21 protein-coding genes are annotated in these 19,121 nt (G+C 39.4%); 9 read left to right on the plus strand and 12 right to left on the minus strand.

Annotated elements, in window-relative coordinates:
• Positions 1 to 191, plus strand: a 191-nt coding sequence (locus ACTHN6_RS06900) for a hypothetical protein (RefSeq protein ID WP_440435003.1), incomplete at its 5' end; no start/stop codon positions are given.
• A 577-nt stretch (positions 192 to 768) separates the two neighbouring features.
• Here ACTHN6_RS06900 and ACTHN6_RS06905 read toward each other — a convergent pair.
• The 4 genes from ACTHN6_RS06905 to ACTHN6_RS06920 form a co-directional block, all read right to left on the minus strand.
• On the minus strand, positions 769 to 1,257 hold the full coding sequence (locus ACTHN6_RS06905; protein WP_440435004.1) for a transposase: 489 nt from the start codon (positions 1,255 to 1,257) through the stop codon (positions 769 to 771).
• A 703-nt stretch (positions 1,258 to 1,960) separates the two neighbouring features.
• Positions 1,961 to 2,638 (minus strand): GNAT family N-acetyltransferase, encoded by a 678-nt coding sequence (locus ACTHN6_RS06910; protein WP_440435005.1) that lies wholly within the window; start codon positions 2,636 to 2,638, stop codon positions 1,961 to 1,963.
• 240 nt (positions 2,639 to 2,878) lie between these two features.
• Positions 2,879 to 3,163, minus strand: a complete 285-nt coding sequence (locus ACTHN6_RS06915) for a hypothetical protein (RefSeq protein WP_440435006.1) — start codon at positions 3,161 to 3,163, stop codon at positions 2,879 to 2,881.
• An 11-nt stretch (positions 3,164 to 3,174) separates the two neighbouring features.
• The gene (locus ACTHN6_RS06920; RefSeq protein ID WP_440435007.1) at positions 3,175 to 3,711 is read right to left on the minus strand and encodes a M20/M25/M40 family metallo-hydrolase; all 537 of its coding nucleotides are present in this window, start codon (positions 3,709 to 3,711) and stop codon (positions 3,175 to 3,177) included.
• Between the two features lie 265 nt (positions 3,712 to 3,976).
• On the opposite strand from ACTHN6_RS06920, the gene ACTHN6_RS06925 reads away from it, so the two are divergent.
• The 3 genes from ACTHN6_RS06925 (at position 3,977) to ACTHN6_RS06935 (ending at position 7,617) form a co-directional block, all read left to right on the plus strand.
• Positions 3,977 to 5,179 carry a multiheme c-type cytochrome gene (locus tag ACTHN6_RS06925; protein WP_440435008.1) on the plus strand — a complete coding sequence of 401 codons (1,203 nt, stop codon included), beginning with the start codon at positions 3,977 to 3,979 and terminating at the stop codon, positions 5,177 to 5,179.
• Between the two features lie 537 nt (positions 5,180 to 5,716).
• Complete coding sequence (locus ACTHN6_RS06930; RefSeq protein WP_440435009.1) at positions 5,717 to 6,721, plus strand: aldo/keto reductase; 1,005 nt, start codon at positions 5,717 to 5,719, stop codon at positions 6,719 to 6,721.
• Between the two features lie 8 nt (positions 6,722 to 6,729).
• Entirely contained in the window at positions 6,730 to 7,617 is an 888-nt protein-coding gene (locus ACTHN6_RS06935) for a helix-turn-helix domain-containing protein (RefSeq protein ID WP_440435010.1), read from the plus strand.
• A 216-nt stretch (positions 7,618 to 7,833) separates the two neighbouring features.
• Here ACTHN6_RS06935 and ACTHN6_RS06940 read toward each other — a convergent pair whose 3' ends face one another.
• The 6 genes from ACTHN6_RS06940 to ACTHN6_RS06965 form a co-directional block, all read right to left on the minus strand.
• A complete protein-coding gene (locus ACTHN6_RS06940; protein WP_440435011.1) occupies positions 7,834 to 8,424 on the minus strand; it encodes a hypothetical protein in 591 nt (196 codons plus the stop codon).
• Entirely contained in the window at positions 8,421 to 8,753 is a 333-nt protein-coding gene (locus tag ACTHN6_RS06945) for an STAS-like domain-containing protein (protein WP_440435012.1), read from the minus strand. Before ACTHN6_RS06945 ends, ACTHN6_RS06940 begins: the two co-directional genes overlap by 4 nt.
• The gene (locus ACTHN6_RS06950; RefSeq protein WP_440435013.1) at positions 8,753 to 9,784 is read right to left on the minus strand and encodes a hypothetical protein; all 1,032 of its coding nucleotides are present in this window, start codon (positions 9,782 to 9,784) and stop codon (positions 8,753 to 8,755) included. Before ACTHN6_RS06950 ends, ACTHN6_RS06945 begins: the two co-directional genes overlap by 1 nt.
• 120 nt (positions 9,785 to 9,904) lie before the next feature.
• Complete coding sequence (locus ACTHN6_RS06955; protein ID WP_440435014.1) at positions 9,905 to 11,341, minus strand: DNA recombination protein RmuC; 1,437 nt, start codon at positions 11,339 to 11,341, stop codon at positions 9,905 to 9,907.
• Between the two features lie 68 nt (positions 11,342 to 11,409).
• Positions 11,410 to 11,808 carry a hypothetical protein gene (locus ACTHN6_RS06960; protein WP_440435015.1) on the minus strand — a complete coding sequence of 133 codons (399 nt, stop codon included), beginning with the start codon at positions 11,806 to 11,808 and terminating at the stop codon, positions 11,410 to 11,412.
• A 202-nt stretch (positions 11,809 to 12,010) separates the two neighbouring features.
• On the minus strand, positions 12,011 to 13,267 hold the full coding sequence (locus ACTHN6_RS06965) for a DoxX family protein (RefSeq protein WP_440435016.1): 1,257 nt from the start codon (positions 13,265 to 13,267) through the stop codon (positions 12,011 to 12,013).
• 151 nt (positions 13,268 to 13,418) lie between these two features.
• Here ACTHN6_RS06965 and ACTHN6_RS06970 point away from each other — a divergent pair, with 151 nt between their 5' ends.
• The 3 genes from ACTHN6_RS06970 to ACTHN6_RS06980 all read left to right on the plus strand — a co-directional run bounded on the left by ACTHN6_RS06970 (position 13,419) and on the right by ACTHN6_RS06980 (position 16,261).
• Positions 13,419 to 14,186: a DUF4197 domain-containing protein gene (locus ACTHN6_RS06970; protein ID WP_440435017.1), complete on the plus strand. Its 768-nt coding sequence runs from the start codon at positions 13,419 to 13,421 to the stop codon at positions 14,184 to 14,186.
• Positions 14,187 to 14,511: 325 nt separating this feature from the next.
• Complete coding sequence (locus ACTHN6_RS06975; protein WP_440435018.1) at positions 14,512 to 15,276, plus strand: hypothetical protein; 765 nt, start codon at positions 14,512 to 14,514, stop codon at positions 15,274 to 15,276.
• A gap of 475 nt (positions 15,277 to 15,751) precedes the next feature.
• Entirely contained in the window at positions 15,752 to 16,261 is a 510-nt protein-coding gene (locus ACTHN6_RS06980; RefSeq protein WP_440435019.1) for an Lrp/AsnC ligand binding domain-containing protein, read from the plus strand.
• Positions 16,262 to 16,335: 74 nt separating this feature from the next.
• On the opposite strand, the gene ACTHN6_RS06985 is transcribed toward ACTHN6_RS06980, so the two are convergent.
• Positions 16,336 to 16,752 (minus strand): MerC domain-containing protein, encoded by a 417-nt coding sequence (locus ACTHN6_RS06985; protein WP_440435020.1) that lies wholly within the window; start codon positions 16,750 to 16,752, stop codon positions 16,336 to 16,338.
• A gap of 88 nt (positions 16,753 to 16,840) precedes the next feature.
• Between ACTHN6_RS06985 and ACTHN6_RS06990 the strand changes: the two genes are divergently transcribed.
• Together ACTHN6_RS06990 and ACTHN6_RS06995 are read left to right on the plus strand one after the other, a co-directional pair.
• On the plus strand, positions 16,841 to 17,494 hold the full coding sequence (locus ACTHN6_RS06990) for an SCO family protein (RefSeq protein WP_440435021.1): 654 nt from the start codon (positions 16,841 to 16,843) through the stop codon (positions 17,492 to 17,494).
• Between the two features lie 5 nt (positions 17,495 to 17,499).
• Entirely contained in the window at positions 17,500 to 17,916 is a 417-nt protein-coding gene (locus tag ACTHN6_RS06995) for a Fur family transcriptional regulator (RefSeq protein WP_440435022.1), read from the plus strand.
• A gap of 5 nt (positions 17,917 to 17,921) precedes the next feature.
• Here ACTHN6_RS06995 and ACTHN6_RS07000 read toward each other — a convergent pair whose 3' ends face one another.
• Positions 17,922 to 18,902 carry a GlxA family transcriptional regulator gene (locus ACTHN6_RS07000; RefSeq protein WP_440435023.1) on the minus strand — a complete coding sequence of 327 codons (981 nt, stop codon included), beginning with the start codon at positions 18,900 to 18,902 and terminating at the stop codon, positions 17,922 to 17,924.
• Positions 18,903 to 19,121 lie beyond the last annotated feature (219 nt).

A 19,121-nucleotide genomic window follows, 5' to 3' on the forward strand; every position in this document is an offset into this window, starting at 1 on the left:
AAAATGAAAAGAAAAGTAAACCGCTTTATAAAATAAATGCCGATTATTTTAAAACAAATAATACCAGTGCCGCCTGCCCGCGGTTAATAACAGTTGCATTCCGGTATGTAAGCATGCCGCTTTCGCTAAACCTGATGGATAATTTCAGTAAAAATTTTGATTTTCATGCATTGCAAGAGAAGTTGGAATAATTTAAAAAAATTATCCTTTTTTAAAGATTGATAAAGCCAACGCACCAAGTCAGGCACTTTGTAAGGTAGCACAAAGCCACACATCATTCCAACCTCGCAATAGAACCACAATTTCTGTCCTGCTTCAGCAGTAGTGTGCAGCATCAAAAAGCAATTTTAGCAAATCCCCTGTTTTGATTTTCTTAACTTTGGTTTATGGAAAATAAAACAGTGCGGCAAATTTTACGTCGCAGCAGGGTCTTCGTTAAAGCATTTGTGCATAGCCACGAGACCCTTCTATGTTGAAATCAAAATTTATTTTTTGTACACGATGGAAATAGATGATTGTTTGTACTTCAGCTGAGAATGATACTACAGATGCTGTACAATCATTTGTTTACATCGTGGTATTCTTTTTATACAAGCACATTATAAAAACAACCTTCTCTAAGCAGGCGCACTCATCGGTGTGCTGCAATTTTTTGTATTCATTTTTATAAAGAGGTATAACGCAAACTGCGTTGAGTAGTCTTTACAGCTACAGGGGTCTCATTGCGTTTTCATACCACTTAAGTTTTTATATGTTTTGTATAAACTTCTATTCAATTATTCCCATCATATATTCTTTCTGGTTCATTAATACATATCTTATTCTGCTTAATAATTTTCTTGCTACTTTAATGATAGCCTTTTGTCCTTTCATATGTTTTATCTGCTGCTTATAATATAGTAATAAGGCAGGATTTTTTTTCACTGCTACCCAGGCACATTCAATTAAATTTTTTTTGATGATGGCATTGCCCCTTCTGCTTAACTCACCAACGCTTTCCCTTTCGCCGCTGCTATGACAATTGGGTACAATGCCGCAATAACTGCACAGTTCATCTAAGCGTTTAAAGCGGCTTATATCATCAATTTCCGTTAAAAACATCATCGCTGTTAATAAACCTATAGATGGAATACTCAACAACAACTGTACATTTTTATTATAGCGATTGGTCTTCGATAATTCTTTTATGGCTGTATCAATTTGCTTTGTTTGGTCCAGCAGAAAAACAAGCTCATTGATTTGTGTTTGCATAGCCATGTTGCCGCTGATGCTTTTAACATCTGTTGCTCGTGGTGTTTACAAATCTTTGATTTGTTTTTATAGTAATCGCTTGATGTTATGAATGAATGCAAATCTGAGATTTGCTTACGTGCTGGCGTAGTCTCCAGACTACGCCAAACAGTTACATTCTACGGAGAGCTGGGAACTTTTTTAGGCATAGTGCTTTTGCTCATTGGAATCATTTTGTTTATAGGTAATGTATCAGGATGGTGGCCAACTTTTCCTTTTGCAGGATTCATAACAATGTCGATAGGTGCAGGAATTATGAGATTAGCGAATGATGATTGATGGTTTCTTCGCGTATCAGCAGAGTATTCAGCATCAAAGCAGGTCTTATGCTGTACAGATGGCCATATAATAAAAGCCCTGCTGCGACAAAAATTATTCACAGAAGCTAGTGCAATATGCAGCTTGGTTTTGTGTTAGGAATACTTGTGCGTTTTTCTGTTTTACGTTGCAAGGCACAGGTAGCTTCGCACAAAAGCCTGGCGGCTTATACTTGCGCCAGATGGGGGCAAATGAAGACCCGTTACGACAGAAGTTTTAAACTTCTTAGTATTTATTGTTGAATGCAGAAATGAAAGTTACAAACTTTAATATAGATGCGGCGAAGTTGCAAACTTCGCCGACACCCGAACGCTTCGCCGAGCGGGGATTTTCACCTCCTGTATCGTACTCTTTATTTTTTTAAAAAGTAAAAATTCATTTCACCATTTTCTTCAAACCCTAATCTTTCGTACAGCGCAATAGCTCTTTTGTTGCTTGCCCTTACATGTAAAAACGGAACTTGCCCATTGTTAATGATAAGCTGCGCCTGGTGGGCTAACAAAGCGCCTGCATAACCTTTACCTGTATATTCGGGATGCGTACATACAGCACTTATTTCTGTATAATGCGCTACATGCAGCCGTTCACCAGTCATTGCCACCAATTTATGATGATCAAATATGCCGAAGTAATGCCCAAATTCGATGGTGCGGCTGTTAAATGGTCCGGGCCTCGTGAGTTTGGCCAGCTCAATCATTTGCTGAACATGTTGCGGTTGCAATGGTACTAATTCTGCGGCTTTAATACCTGCAGGTTTTAATGCAGGAAGTATAAACTGAAGCCCGGCAACATAGTCTATGAGCTTCCATCCTTTAGGTTCATTTATTTGACTGCGGGTGGCGTAGAGAATATTACGATCAGATGGCAGTAATTTATACAGCTCATCAAAACCCATTGTATAGCCTTCTTTAAAACCGGCAAATGGTGAAATTTCTTCGTCAAAGAACTTTACGTTGCCTGAACCGGATCCGCGATGTGCATCACCTGTAAGCAATGCAAAATAAACCGGGTTGTTGAGGAGTTCATCCACAATATGATAAATGATTTATTGGTGGTTAATAAATTTATTTTTTGAAACTGGTTCTTTTCCCGCAAGCCTCAAGCTTCGTACATGACTATGCAACGAAGATGATGTTGCGAGAAAATGTATCGTGTAAAATTAGAGTGCTGCAGGTAAATGAAATTGTATAAAACGGAATAGAAAAAAAACAACAGTTATATTCATCTTTGCTTAATTGTGTCGTAGCAGGGTTTCATGCTTCACGCAAGGCTATGCAATGAAGAACAGGCTACGACACAAAGAAAGGTTGCGCCGCCATTTTGTTCCGGCCTGTAAAGAACCTACTGTTGCTACTGCACTCTTATCCGGGTCAATTTCACGGGATACAATAGTTTGTAAACGCATGGTGGTAGCAGCTGCCATAATCACCGGGTCAATAGAATTCTGTGGTTGGGAACCATGCGAACCGCGACCAAACAGTTTTATCTGCAGGCTATCACCACCTGAAAGAATAGCGCCGCTGCGATGTCCTACATATCCGGCAATGCCCACCATCGCATGCTGACCTAAAACGATGTCCGGCCTGGGAAACGATTTATCATATCATCATCCATCATAGCTTTTGCACCACGGCCTACTTCCTCACCCGGTTGAAAAACGGCAAGAACAGTTCCGCTCCATTGATCTTTATGTTCCGCCAATAACCGGGCCGTTCCCATTAACCAGGTTACATGAAAATCATGCCCGCAGGTATGCGAAACACCTACTTCTCTTCCATCTTCATCTTTGGCCCTCACCGTACTGGCATAAGGTAATCCGGTCGCTTCGGTAATGGGTAACCCGTCCATATCGGCACGCAACATCACCGTTGAGCCTTCACCATTTTTCATAATACCCACAACACCTGTTCCGCCAATGCCTGTCGTTACTTCCCAATTGTATTTGTTCAGGTAGGCAGCGGCAATTTGCGCTGTACGTTTCTCCTGCATGGAAAGTTCAGGGTTACGGTGAATATCTTTATATATTTCCTCCATTTCAGGAAGTATGGCTTCAAGGGTGCTATCCAATTTAGCATTGAACACCTTGATCTGAGTAATTGTCATAGTGGTTTTATTTTGTGCTTACGTTAATTTTTGTCACCCTTGCAGAACTAAATGGGTTACATCATTATTCCAGGCAATCAGAATATTTACTGTTGTATAACACTAAATGCAATCTATAATTTTCTTTTAAAGATAATGAAATGATTTTGTTATTGAACTCCTTGTGGTGACAATACAAAGAAGGGCGGAGGGCGGAGATTTAAATACAACGTAACCATCTTTCGATGACCTGAAGTTTCGTTACATTGTATATTTTTATGCCTTTATGAATATCACCTTTACCCATAAACGCCTGGTTATTGTTTCCATTATCATCTTTGCATCAGTTGCTTTATTTACAAAATGTATTGATAAGGAGCAACCACCTGGGAATGGTATTAAGAATTTGAAAGGACAAGAATATGCGGGTACAGCATCCTGCCGTAATTGCCACCGGGAAATTTATGATTCTTTCAAGACCACACTGCATCACCTTGAGTCGGCACCAGCATCAGAAGAAAATATTAAAGGCAGTTTTTCACGCAATAAAAATATTTTGTATTTAGATAGTAACCATTGGGTGGTTATGAAAAAACAGGCAGGCAGTTTGCACCAGGTGGCTTATGCAAATGGCAAAGAGCAAAGGGCCGAAAAATTTGATATTGTGATAGGTACAGGTAAGCATGGGCAAACTTACCTGTACAGGAAAAATAATCAACTTTATCAACTTCCTGTTTCTTATTCTGCAAACACACATTACTGGGCCAATAGCCCGGGCTATCCTAAAGACCAGATATTATTTGACCGTTTTATAGAGAGCCGGTGCCTGGAATGCCATACCACCTTTGCAAAGGAGCAACCCATTTTAGGTTTTACGCCCGATGCCATGATATTCGGCATACAGTGTGAACGATGCCATGGCCCTGCAAAAGACCATGTGGATTTTCAATCAGCACACCCGGAAGAAAAACGCGGAAAGTTTATTGTGAATCCCGCCTCCTTACCGCCTGCAGTGGCAATGGATATATGCGCCGTATGTCATTCGGGTACTATGCAAGGAAACACAGAAGCTTTTTCCTTTATGCCCGGCGACACACTAACCAACCATTTTTATAAAAATCCCAGGGTTGAAGATTCGGCTGGTTTAGATGTACACGCTAACCAATATGGTTTGTTAACCGCCAGCAAATGTTATAGGTTAAGTGGTACAATGAATTGCAGCAGTTGTCATAATACACACGTAAAAGAAAAAGGGAATTTAACCGCCTATGCGCAAAAATGTATGACCTGCCATAACCCGGACGACCATAACTTTTGTACGTTGCAACCGCAGCCCGGATTTTCTATGGAAGCTAATTGCGTTAATTGTCATATGCCAGTAATGGAATCCAACAATATTATCATGAGTTCTTCTCCTGAACTGGTACGTACACACCGCATTGGCATTTATCCTGAAGCAACAAAAAAATGGCTTTCGCAAGGCAGGTAGTATAGTTCCCGCAAGCTCTTGTGCGTGAAGCTTGTTATCTGTAGTTTGTAACTACGGATTTCTTATGCTGATTTTTTGCGGAATGCCAGATGCAATCTGGCTTATTCATTTGTCTCCGTAGTCAAAGACATACGGAGAACTGCGTTTACAAATCTTTGATTTCTTTTATAATCGCTTGATGTTATGAATGAATGCAAATCTGAACACTTCGCCGAGCTGGGTGGATAACATTTCCATACTGGGTGATAAAAAAGATTTTGACAACCAGGTAAAAATATTTTCAGAAGAAGCAGTTTCCGAAAAATAGCAGATGGACAAACTATTTTAAAACTCCGCGGAAGGAAAGAGATGGCGCAAGCCTTTGAAAAATTACTGCGGGAAGTTGATACTGTCTATCACTTTAACGGCCAGCAAACGGTTGCCATTAACGGAAACATCAGCAAAGGCGAAATTTTTTATTTGTTCATTCATTGATTTGCTTACAATCTTCAGGGATTTGCATACATGCGCTGCGTGCGGCTTTCCGACTTTTGCATCATGAAAATAAAACAAATTGCGCTGGGCAGCCAGGGATTGGTTGTACCGGTAATCGGCCTGGGCTGCATGGGCATGACAGGTTTTGAAGAAGGGGATATGTATGGCCCTGCTGATGAGCAGGAAGCCATCTCAACGATCCATCGTTCGCTGGAACTGGGCGGTAATTTTTTGGATACAGCCGACCTCTACGGTCCGTTGAAAAATGAGCAACTTATTGCTAAGGCGATCAGTGGCCAACGGCATCAGTATATACTGGCCACCAAATTTGGCTGGGAGATCGATGACAACAACAAAGTGACCTGGAAAATCAATGGCAAAAAGGAATATGTAAAGAAATCTTTGGAACGTTCGCTTAAAAACCTCAATACCGATTATATAGACCTGTATTACCTGCACCGCCTCGATAAAAATACGCCAATCGAAGAAACGGTTGAAGCGATGGCCGGACTGGTGAAAGAAGGTAAGGTAGGTTATATTGGCCTGTCTGAAGTATCTTCTGAAACAGTTAAGCGTGCACATGCTGTACACCCCATCACTGCTGTACAAAGCGAGTATTCATTGTTCGAAAGAACCGTAGAAGAACGCGGCGTTTTGAATACCTTAAAGGAGCTGGGTATCGGGTTTGTAGCTTATTCACCATTGGGCCGTGGCTTTTTATCAGGTCAAATTAAAAGCATTGATGATCTGCCGGAAAACGATTTCCGCAGGGCAATCCCTCGTTTCCAGGGTGAAATGTTTCAAAAGAATATCGAATTGGTTAAAGCTATTGAAGCGATGGCTGCAGCAAAGAATGTCACTTCATCACAACTGGCTCTAAGCTGGATCATGAGCAAGGGAATCGTACCAATACCGGGCACCAAACGCAGGAAATACCTGGAGCAAAACCTCGCAGCAACTACCATTGAGTTAACTAAAGATGACCTCTCACAACTGGAAAGTATAGTGCCGTTGGGAACCAATACAGGCGCACCTTACGACGAGTTCAGCATGGGTTTAATTGATTAAATTTGTATATGCACGCCATTAACTCAATATCCCAGTTTCACCGGTTATTATCATTGCCTGAACCACGGCACCCGCTGGTGAGTGTGATCGATCTTGAAGAAAGTGTTTTCCTGGAAGATGAGACCTGGAAAGGTTTTGTTAACCGCTTTTATTGTGTGGCACTCAAACGCGAAGCCAAAGGCAAGATCAGGTATGGGCAACAGCATTACGATTACGATAAAGGTGTATTAAGCTTTACTGCGCCTAACCAGGTGCAGCAACTGGACCTGCAAAATATGGAATGCGGGTCTGGTTATCTCCTGGTATTTCATCCGGACTTTCTATTGCAGCATACCCTGGCAAACAGCATTCATCAATATGGATTTTTCGACTATGCGGTTAACGAAGCGCTGCACCTTTCCGCTGAGGAGGAAGGTGATTTGATCACTATCCTCCACAAAATTGATAAGGAATGCCAGCACATCGATAAGCATACCCATGAAATTATTTTGACGCAGATCGAGAGCCTGCTAAAATATTCCAACCGCTTTTATGAGCGACAGTTTCTGACACGCAAGAACCACAATTCAGCATTGCTGACGAGGTTCGAGCAGTTGATTGATGATTATTTCAACAAGGAAACGCTAGAACTGCTAACAGTACAATACATTGCCGCACAAATGAACCTGTCGCCGAATTATCTCAGTGACCTGTTGCGGATTCATACCGGGCAGAACACCCAGCAGCATATTCATGAAAAACTGATCGCAAAAGCGAAAGAAAAATTGTCCACCACCAGTCTTTCTATCAGCGAAATTGCTTATTCATTTGGCTTTGAGCATGCCCAATCTTTTAGCACACTTTTCAGGAAAAAAACAAATCTGTCGCCGCTGGAATTTCGCCAGGCTTTTAACTGAGCCTGGCCTTTTAGAGATGTTGTTTTATCAAGACCGAAATAATGTTAGAAGGCTAAGCGAAGTTTGCAACTTTGCTTTTGTTATACTGAAGTTTTAAACTTCTTCTTATTTTATTGTTGAATGCTGAAATGAAAGTTATAAACTTTAAAATAGATGCGGCGAAGTTGCAAACTTCGCCAAGGCGCCCGAAGACTTCGCCGAGCTGGTGTGATGTACTTAGAATTTATAGATTTGTTGGATAATCGTCTTAAAAAGAGAATCAAGTTTCATTGATTCTTGATTATGTTCACGATAAAATCGATCATCTATTTTAGTAAACGAAGAGACCATTAAAGGACCGTCGGTTAAAAAGTCTTTGTATAGATTATATGTTTCTGATAACTTTTGTGACAGTTTTTTTTCTTGATTAGGAAAGGCCACTTTGAGCTGATTTTTAAAACTAGTTATTTGTAGTTCGGCAGTATGAAATAAATAGTTGATTTCATCTTTCTCATCTTTTCCAATAGTCCCTTTATCAAAAGACTCTTTTATTTTCAATTTGATAAGATTGACTGTCGACAATACGGAGTTTAATTCATCTACTAAATACGTTTTAACTGATCTTGCGTCATCAATCCATTTTTTTACTATTAATGGAATAAAAATACCAATACCTAGAGTAACAATTATTGATAAGCATTCCGTTACCTTAACTTCATGGTTTAATTTTATATAGGGTATATCTTTCCAAATTAATCCAGTAATTAATCCGATAAGAAAAAATAAGAATATCAATATTGCAATGAACAGTTTAGCTTTAGAAGTCATTTTTTCTTTGGGCTTTTTATTTCTTGAATAATTCTTTCCAAGCGCATGGGGTTTTCGTCTGATTTAAATTCTATGTGCTTTAATACCAAGTCCGCTCCTTTATTCACGGAAAGTTTACCGAAAGATCCAGATACAAAAGATGATGGATAACCCCAAACACCATCCAAGTCAATTAATAAAATGTAGTTCTCAGCAACCGCTTTTTCAAACTTTGGTAAAAGGAGGTCTAATAAAAAAGCTTCCCCTGAAAATTGCCCATCGCTTTTATAACGAGCCCCGGGCGTCGCCCCAAAATCTTGAGCAATAATTATTTTGTCTTTAACTTCCATTATTTTGTTTTTTGAATTTCCCAATAAAGAAATGTTCCACTGAAATTATAATTAAGTTGTTCTTTTTCGAAAGTTTTTAAGTTAATTTTTATATCATTTGAAATAATGTAAAATTCTTTGAAAGTTCTTCTTCGAGAATGTTCTACAATTTGTGGAATTCCTTTTCCTCTGATCTCGTTATCCTCATCAACTCTAGATTGGATTTTACCTGCTAGTAGATCATCTACCAAACCCATGTGCGTTATTAAAAACTTTCCTTTAAAAAAGTTTTTAATAAAGGTTGTATAATAATCTTGTAATTCAATACTCTTAAAAATACCTACACCTAAATCAATAAATGAATATGAGGTATTACCAGTCTTTGAATCATTATAAACATAAAGCCACCAATAAGTTTTATCAGTAGTCATTGTTGCATGGTTATTAGTGTTTGACATGCACTCAATCAAAATATCGTATAGTGGTTCATATGGCTTTTCATTTCCAAATGTATGTTTGATTCCAGCTAATGCAGCATTTTTGGCAATCACTGGTTCTACTTTAAAATGCCTTTCTCTATGTAAAAAATTACCATCTGTTTTTTCTTTTTTCCCCTTAGTTAAAACAAATCTTTGAAACCCTGATTGAGTAAATAACTTATTCAATTCAGGATTATCTGGATAATTCCCGGATGCCAAACAATTTTTTACTATCGAAGTTTTTTTAATAAAACTAACATGTAGCGCGATTGCATCAGGTGTAAGATTTTTTATCTTTGAAATATCAAAATTTATATTCTTTTTTACTTCAAACATTTTTATGGCTTCGTCAAAATACTTTAATACAGCATTTGTATTTTGGATAAATGAATAATTTTCAGGAGCAGGATGATTTTCAAATTCTTTACTTTGCTGTTGAAAAGTATTATATATAAAGTTTTTCCTTAGCCACTTTCTATAAGCCTTCTTGCGTTTCCATTGTTTCGATCGCCGTTTTAATTCGTAGTTTGATCTTGTTTTGGAATAATCCTTTCTTTTTAATCTCCTTTTCATTGTAATTATCGAAATTATTCGTTGGCGAGCAACACGAAATTATGCTGCCATAAAAATATAACAGCACAAGGGAGTGACACAACCGTGATGCCACAACGCTTAACTGCTGGTAACATAAAATTATTCTTCTTCATCGCCCACTATTTCATCATTCATCAATGGCAGTATATTATTCGTTTCATCATTGCTTAACACCTGCACATCTTTTAATTTTCTTTCTATGGCTCGTGTACGTTTGCCGGCAAGGTCTTCTAACTGGTTTAAGCCTGTTTGTATGTTGCTTTGTGCTTTGCTGAGCAATGTATTAAAGTTTCCGAACTCTGTTTTTACGGCGCTGAGCAACTGCCATACTTCGCCGCTGCGCTTTTCTATGGCGAGTGTGCGGAAACCCATTTGTAAACTGTTGAGCAGCGCACTGAGTATGGTGGGCCCAACAATGGTGATGCGGCATTCGCGCTGTATATTTTCCATGAGCCCGGGTGTACGCAGCACTTCGGCATACAGGCTTTCGAACGGCAGAAAGAGTATGGCGAAATCGGTGGTGTTGGGTGCATCAATATATTTATTGCATATATCCTGTGCATAGCTGCGTATGCTTTTTATAAAGGTGCGGCGGTATTCTTCAATCAGTTCGGGGCTGCCGTGTTCATACGCATCGCTTAACAATTCAAATGCTTCTTTGGGAAACTTACTATCAATAGGCAGCCACAAAGGTTCGTTGCTGTTTTGTTTGTTGGGCAGCTTTACGGCAAACTCAACGAGTGCATTGCTGCCTTGTTTGGTCTTTACATTTTTTGCATACTGGTCGGGCGTGAGTATTTGTTCGAGTAAACTTTCCAGTTGATACTCGCCGAGCACACCCCGTGTTTTTACATTGCTGAGGACACGCTTTAAATCGCCCACACCGGTGGCTAAGGTTTGCATATCGCCCAAACCTTTGTGCACGGCTTCCAGCCGTTCACTGACGAGCTTGAAACTTTCGCCGAGTCTTGCTTCGAGTGTTTGCTGCAGTTTTTCATCAACGGTAATGCGCATTTGCTCCAGCTTCTGCTCATTGCTTTGTTGCATGGCTGTAACTTTTTGTTCGATGGTGTTGCGCATGGTGTCAAGCTTTTGGCTGGTGTCGGTATTTTGGTCACTTTGTTTGCGCAACAGTTGATAAAAATTATCTTTTTGTTGTGTATTGAAATCGCTGATGCTTTGCGCCAAATCTTTTTTAAAACTGCTGAGCGCTTCTTTTATTTCTGTGCGGCTTGCCAGTGCATTGGTGTTATTGCTTTCGCTGAAAGCAGATAATTTTTTATCTATGGTTTCTGTGAGATGATTAAGCTTTTCTTCGAAGGATTGTAAGGAATGGGCGAGTTCTTTCCTGGCATAAGCACTTTGTTCAAAACTTTCTTTGCGGTTGGCCGCAATCTCGTTTTTCACCGCCGTTTCAATACGGTTGATATCGGTTTTTAGTTCATCAAATTTATGCGCGGCATTATCTTTTGGCTTCAGCAGTATCAGCAACAATAAACCAATGATAAGGGCAAGGAGTATGTATACAATCGTCATGAATAAGCCAGCTAATTTGCAAACAAGATAATGATGTTTATAAAATACAACAAAAAACGGTGTGATTTTTACTGCACAGCGCCGGTGTTTTGCCTTTGATTATCCAGCTTTTCTTCTATTGACTGGATGGATTTTTTTATGTCTTGCCGGCTTCTTAAAACCTGGTTATTTAGTTCCAGCCGGTTTGCCAGAATTTCTTTACGGATGGCTTCCTGGCCCTGCTGTAAATCGCTGCGCAGGGATTGTTCTGTATGCTGCGCGGCGGCAAGCAAGTCGGCTTCTATGCGTTGCAGGTTGTTTTGCAAAGCTTCGTGCCTGGCATTTTGCTGTAGGGTGATTTCCTCCAGCTGTGCGTACAGGTTTTCTATTGCTTGTTGTTGTGCTTTATTGTTGCCGGTGAATAATTTTATTAAGATAATAATCAAGAGCAGGATGCTTATGCCGAAAAGTATATAGAGTACTGTCATTATTTATTTTTTTGAGATGCGAAAATGATGGGTTTATGTTTTATAAATGATTTTTTTATTTGGGCGATTGTTGTTAGTAAAGATTATTTTTTGAATGAAAAAGTTCGTTGTGTTAATGTTGATTCATTCATTTTTTAAGCTGAATGCTTGCGCATGTTTTTGCTATGTACTTTTCTTTCAAGAGAAAAGTACAGAAAAAAGGTTACCAATTCGGCGGGTATTCATTAATCCAGTGAAAGCCTCTTCCGGTAAGCGAATAATCTTTCTTTTGTTTACGGATAGATATAATAGTGGCGGTATCTTTTTTAATAATACCGCTGAAGGTCACCGTATCATTACGCATGGTATAATTCAGCAAGGCATATTGCGTGGAATCGTAGTTGCTGATCGTAAAAGTTTGCTTAACCGTATCAATCATTATCTTTTTCCATAGAGTAGTATCGGAATTCATTTTGATAGATACGCTGCCCGGATATTGTACAAACATTTTGCTCCAGCCCACAGTATCCTTTTTATTGGAAATTACAGGCAATGTATCCTGGTTTAAAATAAAAGTATTCACTGCATAGAACCCTTCCATAGGCACCGGCTTTTTATTTAATGTGGTTTGTAAGTAAGAAGAATTATTCCACAGCATAACTATGATAAAAAGAACCTTTATTACGCGCAATGAAACCTGCATCCATTGTTTAGGCGCCCGCAGTTTATTATAAACAAGTTTTTCGGTGCGATGGCGGATAAAGAAATTATACAACAGCTTCCAGTCGTACGTTAATATAAAAACACAGAGCAATACAATGTGCGTGGAGAATATTTTAACCGGCACATCATACATATAATTCAGTAAAGCAACGTTGAGCATTACTGCCATGGAAAACAAAGCGCCGATCGTTTTGGTTTTCCTGAATAACAATAATACGCCCCCGGTAAATTCCAGCAGGCCGGAAACAAAAGTATAAGCGCGGGAGGCGCCCATAAATGCCCACACGATACCCATGGGCGACATATCGCCAACCTTTTCTTCCAGCCTTGAATAACCATTGGCCGGAAACTGCCCGTCGAAGAGTTTGGCAAAGCCATACGTAATCATGGTAAAGGCTACATAATACCGGGCAATAACAATAGTGAATAAATATAACGGGCGATAGCTGGCGCGTTTATGGTCAATAAATAGAATGATGATGCTGATGAGTAACGACAGAATGACAATAGCAAGTATCAAAACAAAATCGTACGTGGTGTCGCCGCTGCCGGTATTGGTTATTTTATGCAGGTCGTTAAGATGCAGGAATGTTTTACCAAACCAAACCACGAGCTGCTCAAGAAAAGGTATGGGAAAACTAAACTGCGATGTAAACATAAAAGCATATACATACACCACCGCCCAAAGGCTGAAGAATTTTTTTAGCAGGCTGTCGCGTGTAAGGGTTTGTTCATCGGCAGCAAGTATATTTTCCATAAGCAGCTTGTTTTACGGCAATATAAAAACCAACATTTATTTAAACAAATTGCAATGTATGCAGCGCCGGACAATTCTTCTTTTCCGCATGGATAACTATCCGCATCAGCCGCATTTAACGCTACCTTAAAACCGGTGCTGTTATCTTTGAATGATGCATACAAAAAAATTGTTAAGCCTGCTTATAGCCACCCTGTTTATTTGCTCAGCACTTCATGCACAAATTCTCGATAAGGTAATAAAATCCGTATCCAAAGATTCTTCTGTAAACAATGTATTAGGCGGATTATCACAGGGCAATGCTACGCTTAGCACAGAAGAGGTAGTGGCCGGTTTAAAACAGGCTTTGGAAAAAGGCACACAAAAGGGAACGTCGAAACTCTCTGCGGTAAATGGATTTTTAAAGAATGCTGCCATTAAAATTTTATTGCCGCCCGAAGCACAGAAAGCTGAACAGGTATTGCGCAGTGCGGGCCTTGGTAAGCTTGCAGATGATGCCATCGCTTCCATGAACCATGCCGCTGAAGATGCCAGTAAAAGCGCAGCGCCCATATTTGTAAATGCTATCAAACAAATGACGATACAGGATGCCTGGGGCATTTTAAAAGGCGGCGACACATCTGCAACGCATTATCTTAAAACAAAAACCACAGACCCTTTAACAGAAGCTTTTAAACCAGTAATAGAAAAATCGCTGCAGAAGGTAAATGCTACAAAATACTGGAACGATTTAGCCACCGCCTATAATAAGATAAATCTTTTTGGCAATAATAAACTTGATACCGACCTCTCCAGCTACGTTACCGGAAGAGCCTTGAATGGCATTTTTTATGAGATAGGCCAGCAGGAAAAAGACATCAGGAAAAACCCTGCAGCCCGCACTACCGAACTTTTAAAAAAAGTGTTTGACAAACAATAATAATTTTCTGTTCATAGCTGATACTGTAAATATTTATACTTAAGTTTTCTCCTCACCATTATTATTCGCCTGTATTTGTTTTGCCTTGCAATAAGCAATAGCAATGATGGAATAGCTCAATGAGTTATTATTAAAAAAGAGTTACCCGCCGCTATAACAATTCGCTTCTCAAAAACAATTCATAATCCCTGATATCTTCAATTCATCCTTATCAAAATGCAACTCATTACGGGCGCCCTGCACCGCGTGGTGTGTGCGGTTTAGTATTGCATCATAAATAAAAAAAACAGCTAAGCCTGTAAACACTAAAACAAAAACATAACACATGAAACACTTATCACTTATTGCAACCATTGCTGTTGCTATGCTATCATTTGCATCGTGCAAAAAAGATTCATCTGATCCTGTGCCGGGCAATTCCGGAAAGAAATTAGTAAAGGTTATTGAAACTGAAGACGGACAGGTAACGACGTACAACTTAACGTACAATAACGATAACCGCCTTACATCAGTTAAGAGCACCGATGATTCAAAGTCAACAATATTTACGTATGATAATGCCGGTAATCTTACGGGTATTGAACAAAGGGAAGACAATGATTTTAAAAACGTTTATACTTACACCTATCAGAATAATATACCGGTTTCCGGTACATTCAAAAGCTGGCAGCTTACGGCTGGCGAACCGGATGCCTTAATTGAAGATGATAAGCTCACTTATATTGTAAGCAATAACCAGGTAACGAACATTAAAGTGGATTTACTGATGGGCGAAACTTCAATGAATTTTGCAATAGCCTATGCCAATGGCAATCCCAAATCTATTAGCAGTACCGGCGCTTATAAATATTCGGCCACTTTCACATTTGGCAATCACAAGCCGATATTTCCTAAAGTAACCAACTGGGTATTAGACCAGGCCGGTTTTGCTGTGCAATATGGTGTAGAAAATGAACTCCTTTCCGTAACCTGGGATTTTCCAGGCACAGAAGAAGATTATAGCATCAACTCTACTTATACATTCGACGATAAGGGTTATGCGCTTACCAGCACCGATGGAACAACACAACTAAAATTTGAATACCAGTAAACACAATTATTAACCTTTGAAGGCAGGCCGGCTTTATGCCGGCTTTTTTATGTATAAGCGGCAATGGATAGCTGCAAAAGAAGAATGAAAGATGAACAGATTTAGGTGGCAGGATTCGCTTTAGCGTACCGGCTAAAAATAAAAAAGCCTTAACTCATTCATAATCACACAAGCTAAGGCTCCTTTAAGCTGTAGGGGGAGGGATCGAACCTCCACGAGGCGGTTAGCTAAAATGCAAAGTTTAGTGGTCAACCCTGGTCGGCCTTACCAAAAGTAACGTCGGCTCTACATTTTGTTTATCCCGTAATCCTCACCCCCGAGACGAGAGGGCATGTCTGCCAAAAATTTCATCACCCCACAGTATGTATAAGAACTAATTGCGTTTGCAGTGCAATATTAAAACTAAAAACCAATTTAATAGAAATCTTTCAAGGCAAATTTTTTATTTATAGAAAATGTTTAATAAAATATATATTTGGATAAATATTTTCTAAAAACACCTGCTGATATGACCGGTAAATTGAATCTTGACAAACTGGACTTTCAAATAATCCAGGCTATGATGGACAATGCCAATATTTCTTATGCCGACCTCGGAAAAAAACTGTTCGTTTCCGGCGGCACCATTCATGTACGCATTAAAAAAATGCAGGAGCTTGGCGTTGTGCGGGGAACAAAATTCAATATTGATTTTAGAATCCTGGGCTACGATGTTATTGCATTCATTGGTATCTATCTTGAAAAAAGTTCGCTGTATGACAGCGTGGCGGCCCAGTTAAAAAAGATACCCCAGATTGTACGCCTTAATTATACCACGGGCAATTACAGCATGTTTGCAGAAGTGGTGTGCAAAGATATCAGCCAGCTAAAATTTGTGCTGCACGATGAGCTTCAGAAAATAAAGGGCATTGAACGCACAGATACCATTATTTCGCTTGAGGAAAGTTTTTCGAGAAATGTATTAGTTGCAGAAAGCGGAACCTGATCTTAAAAGCGTTGCAGTCCAGGCATAATCTTAATCTCACGCCTTAAAAAATATCAGGACAGTAATACGAACAATTAACTAATCAAATGGTCGTGGTTACAATCATTTTTATGGCAATGATTGGCTTTTCTGCAATCTTTATAATTCAAAATATGAGCGCCTATAATAAGTGTGGCTGCAGGAATCAGTAACAATAATTCAGCCCCTGTAATCACTTCTTTAAGTATCAAAAGCGAAAGGCCAACTAAAAAAAGAATAAGGGGCAATTTTTTATGATGGTGTTTTTTCCAGCCATGGTATAATGAATAAGAGCCGATTAAGCCCGCCAAACCAATCATGGTGTATTCGAATATCTTGTTATGCAATATTTCCAACCCAAATAAAGGCAGGCTTGTAAAAAATAAAGGAAGCACGGCGCAATGAATAGCACATACCAGCGAGGCAGAAATTCCTAATGTATCGAGGTTAATCTTTCTAAGCGTTTTTATCATCGGAATGCAAAGCTAAAGTTTTGCAACAGCGTTGCAAAATTAATTTCGTTAACAATTACTTGTTTATGGCTTTTATAACTTTGCAGGCATGAGTAAAAAAGTTGTTGGCTACATCATTTTCTTCATCGTACTCACGATTGGTTTTCTGATAGCGATTTTTGCAGGCACAGACAAATGGAAAGCAAAAGCTCCTATCATCAGTTTTGTAAAGCCGTTTGCTTTCACCAACCAGGATAATCAGCCTTTTACCGAGAAAGATATGGCCGGAAAAGTTTGCGCCGTTAATTTCTTTTTCACTACCTGCAAAGGAATTTGCCCTGTAATGAATAATAATCTTGATAAAGTATATGGCGATTTTAAGAACGAAAAAGATTTCATGATTGTTTCCAATACCTGCGACCCGGAAACAGATTCCGCAGCGCAGTTAAGGCATTATGCAGATTCCATGAAGGTTGACACGCGTAAATGGGTTTTTCTCACCGGCAGGAAAGACAGTCTTTACTTTGCTGCCCGCAACAGTTATTTAATTGATGACCCGAATAACAATGTTGGCAGTATTAACGACCAGTTTTTGCATTCGCAATTTGTGGCATTGGTTGATAAATTTGGTAATGTACGAGGCCAGGTATATGATGCGTTAAAACCGGAAGATTTAAGACTGATGGAATCCAATATCAGGGCCTTACTGAAAGAAACGAAGCCGCCTGAAATAACAACCAACGGCACATCATTCGCAAATTAACAGAGATGAAAGATGAAATAATTGACATATTAAAACATAACCAGCTTAGCGTTACAGAAAACAGGCTTAAAATATTAGAGCTGTTTCAGAAAAACGGTAAAGCGCTTTCTCATGGCGATATTGAAAAAATGAGCGGCAAACATTTTGACCGTGTAACTATTTACCGCACGCTTCAAACCTTCGTTGATAAAGGGATTATTCATACCATACCTACCGCAGATAATTCCATCATGTATGCTTTGTGCAAGGAAACCTGCAGTGAAGGCCATCATCATGACGATCACGTACATTTTTTATGCGAAGAATGCGGCACCACTTATTGTTTGGACAATGTAATCATCCCTGAAGTAACTATCCCAAAAGGGTTTTCCGTGCATCAAACCAACGTTTTGGTAAACGGTGTTTGCAAAAACTGCAAGTGAGCTTTCTATACGGCAATCGCTTCTTTATTATATTTATTCCTGTATTCAAGCGGTGATAACCCTGTTATCTTTTTAAAGATGGTTCTGAAAGCTTTTGGGTCATTATAACCCACATCATACATTACCTCGTTTACGTTTTTCCTGCTGCTCTCAAGGTTCTTTTTAGCGGCTTCAATTTTTACACGCTGAATGTATTCAATAACGGTGTTTGAGGTTGCTTTTTTAAACCTGCGTTCCATATTCCTCCTGCCCAGGGCAAACATAGATGCAAGCTGGTCAACAGTTATTCTGTCTTCAAAATTATTTTCAATAAATTCCTGCGCTTTTTTTATAGGCTCATCATCATGTGTTTTCTGACCCTCAAAAATTATAAAAGGCGATTGGCTTATCCTGTCAATATCAATCATAAATTCTTTGGAAATGAGTACAGCAATTTTCCGGCCTGCATACTTCTCAATAATGTATACCAGCAGGTTTAAAAAAGAATAAGCGCCGCCGCTTGTATAAATGCCGCTGTCTTCTGTCATAATCTTATCATCCACCAGGTTTACCTCCGGAAACAGTCTTTTAAAATCGTTGGCAGCCGTCCAGTGCGTAGCGCATTGCTTGCCATCAAGCAATCCTGTGCCGGCCAGGAAAAACGACGCAATGCAAAATGTGGCTATTTCGGCACCATGATCATACTGTTCCTTTATCCAGGGCACAAAGGCTTCATTATTTTGCATGACAGCATCTGGTTTGCCATGTATGGCCGGTATCATTATGAGATCGGTTTTTTTTATATCATCAATCAATACATCAGGCATAATTGTAAATAAACCGCGCTGGCTTGCCTCTTTCGAAATGCCCACGAGCTGCACTTTAAATAAAGGCGGTTCACCTTCACGTGCACGCAGCGTGTTCACTTCATTCATAATCTGGTGCGTGCCTTCAATGTTCACTACGCTGGTATGTCCGTGCGGAATAAGAATTGATACATGTTTCATATGTTGTGTTTTTCAATTGCTGCGCAATCTTTTTATGTTACCGGCTATTGCAGTGCTATTAAGCTTAGTTGTGTCACTCCCTTCAACTGCATTAATCCTGCTGAGCTATAACATCAGGTTATGGCCACAATGCGGCCAGCAAACATAAAAAATGTTTTTGTCGTAATCAACCCCTTACAATGCCGTATATACACCGCCCATAAATTAATAGCGCTTTTT

Source organism: Parafilimonas sp., from assembly GCF_051953455.1.
Lineage (GTDB): Bacteria > Bacteroidota > Bacteroidia > Chitinophagales > Chitinophagaceae > Parafilimonas.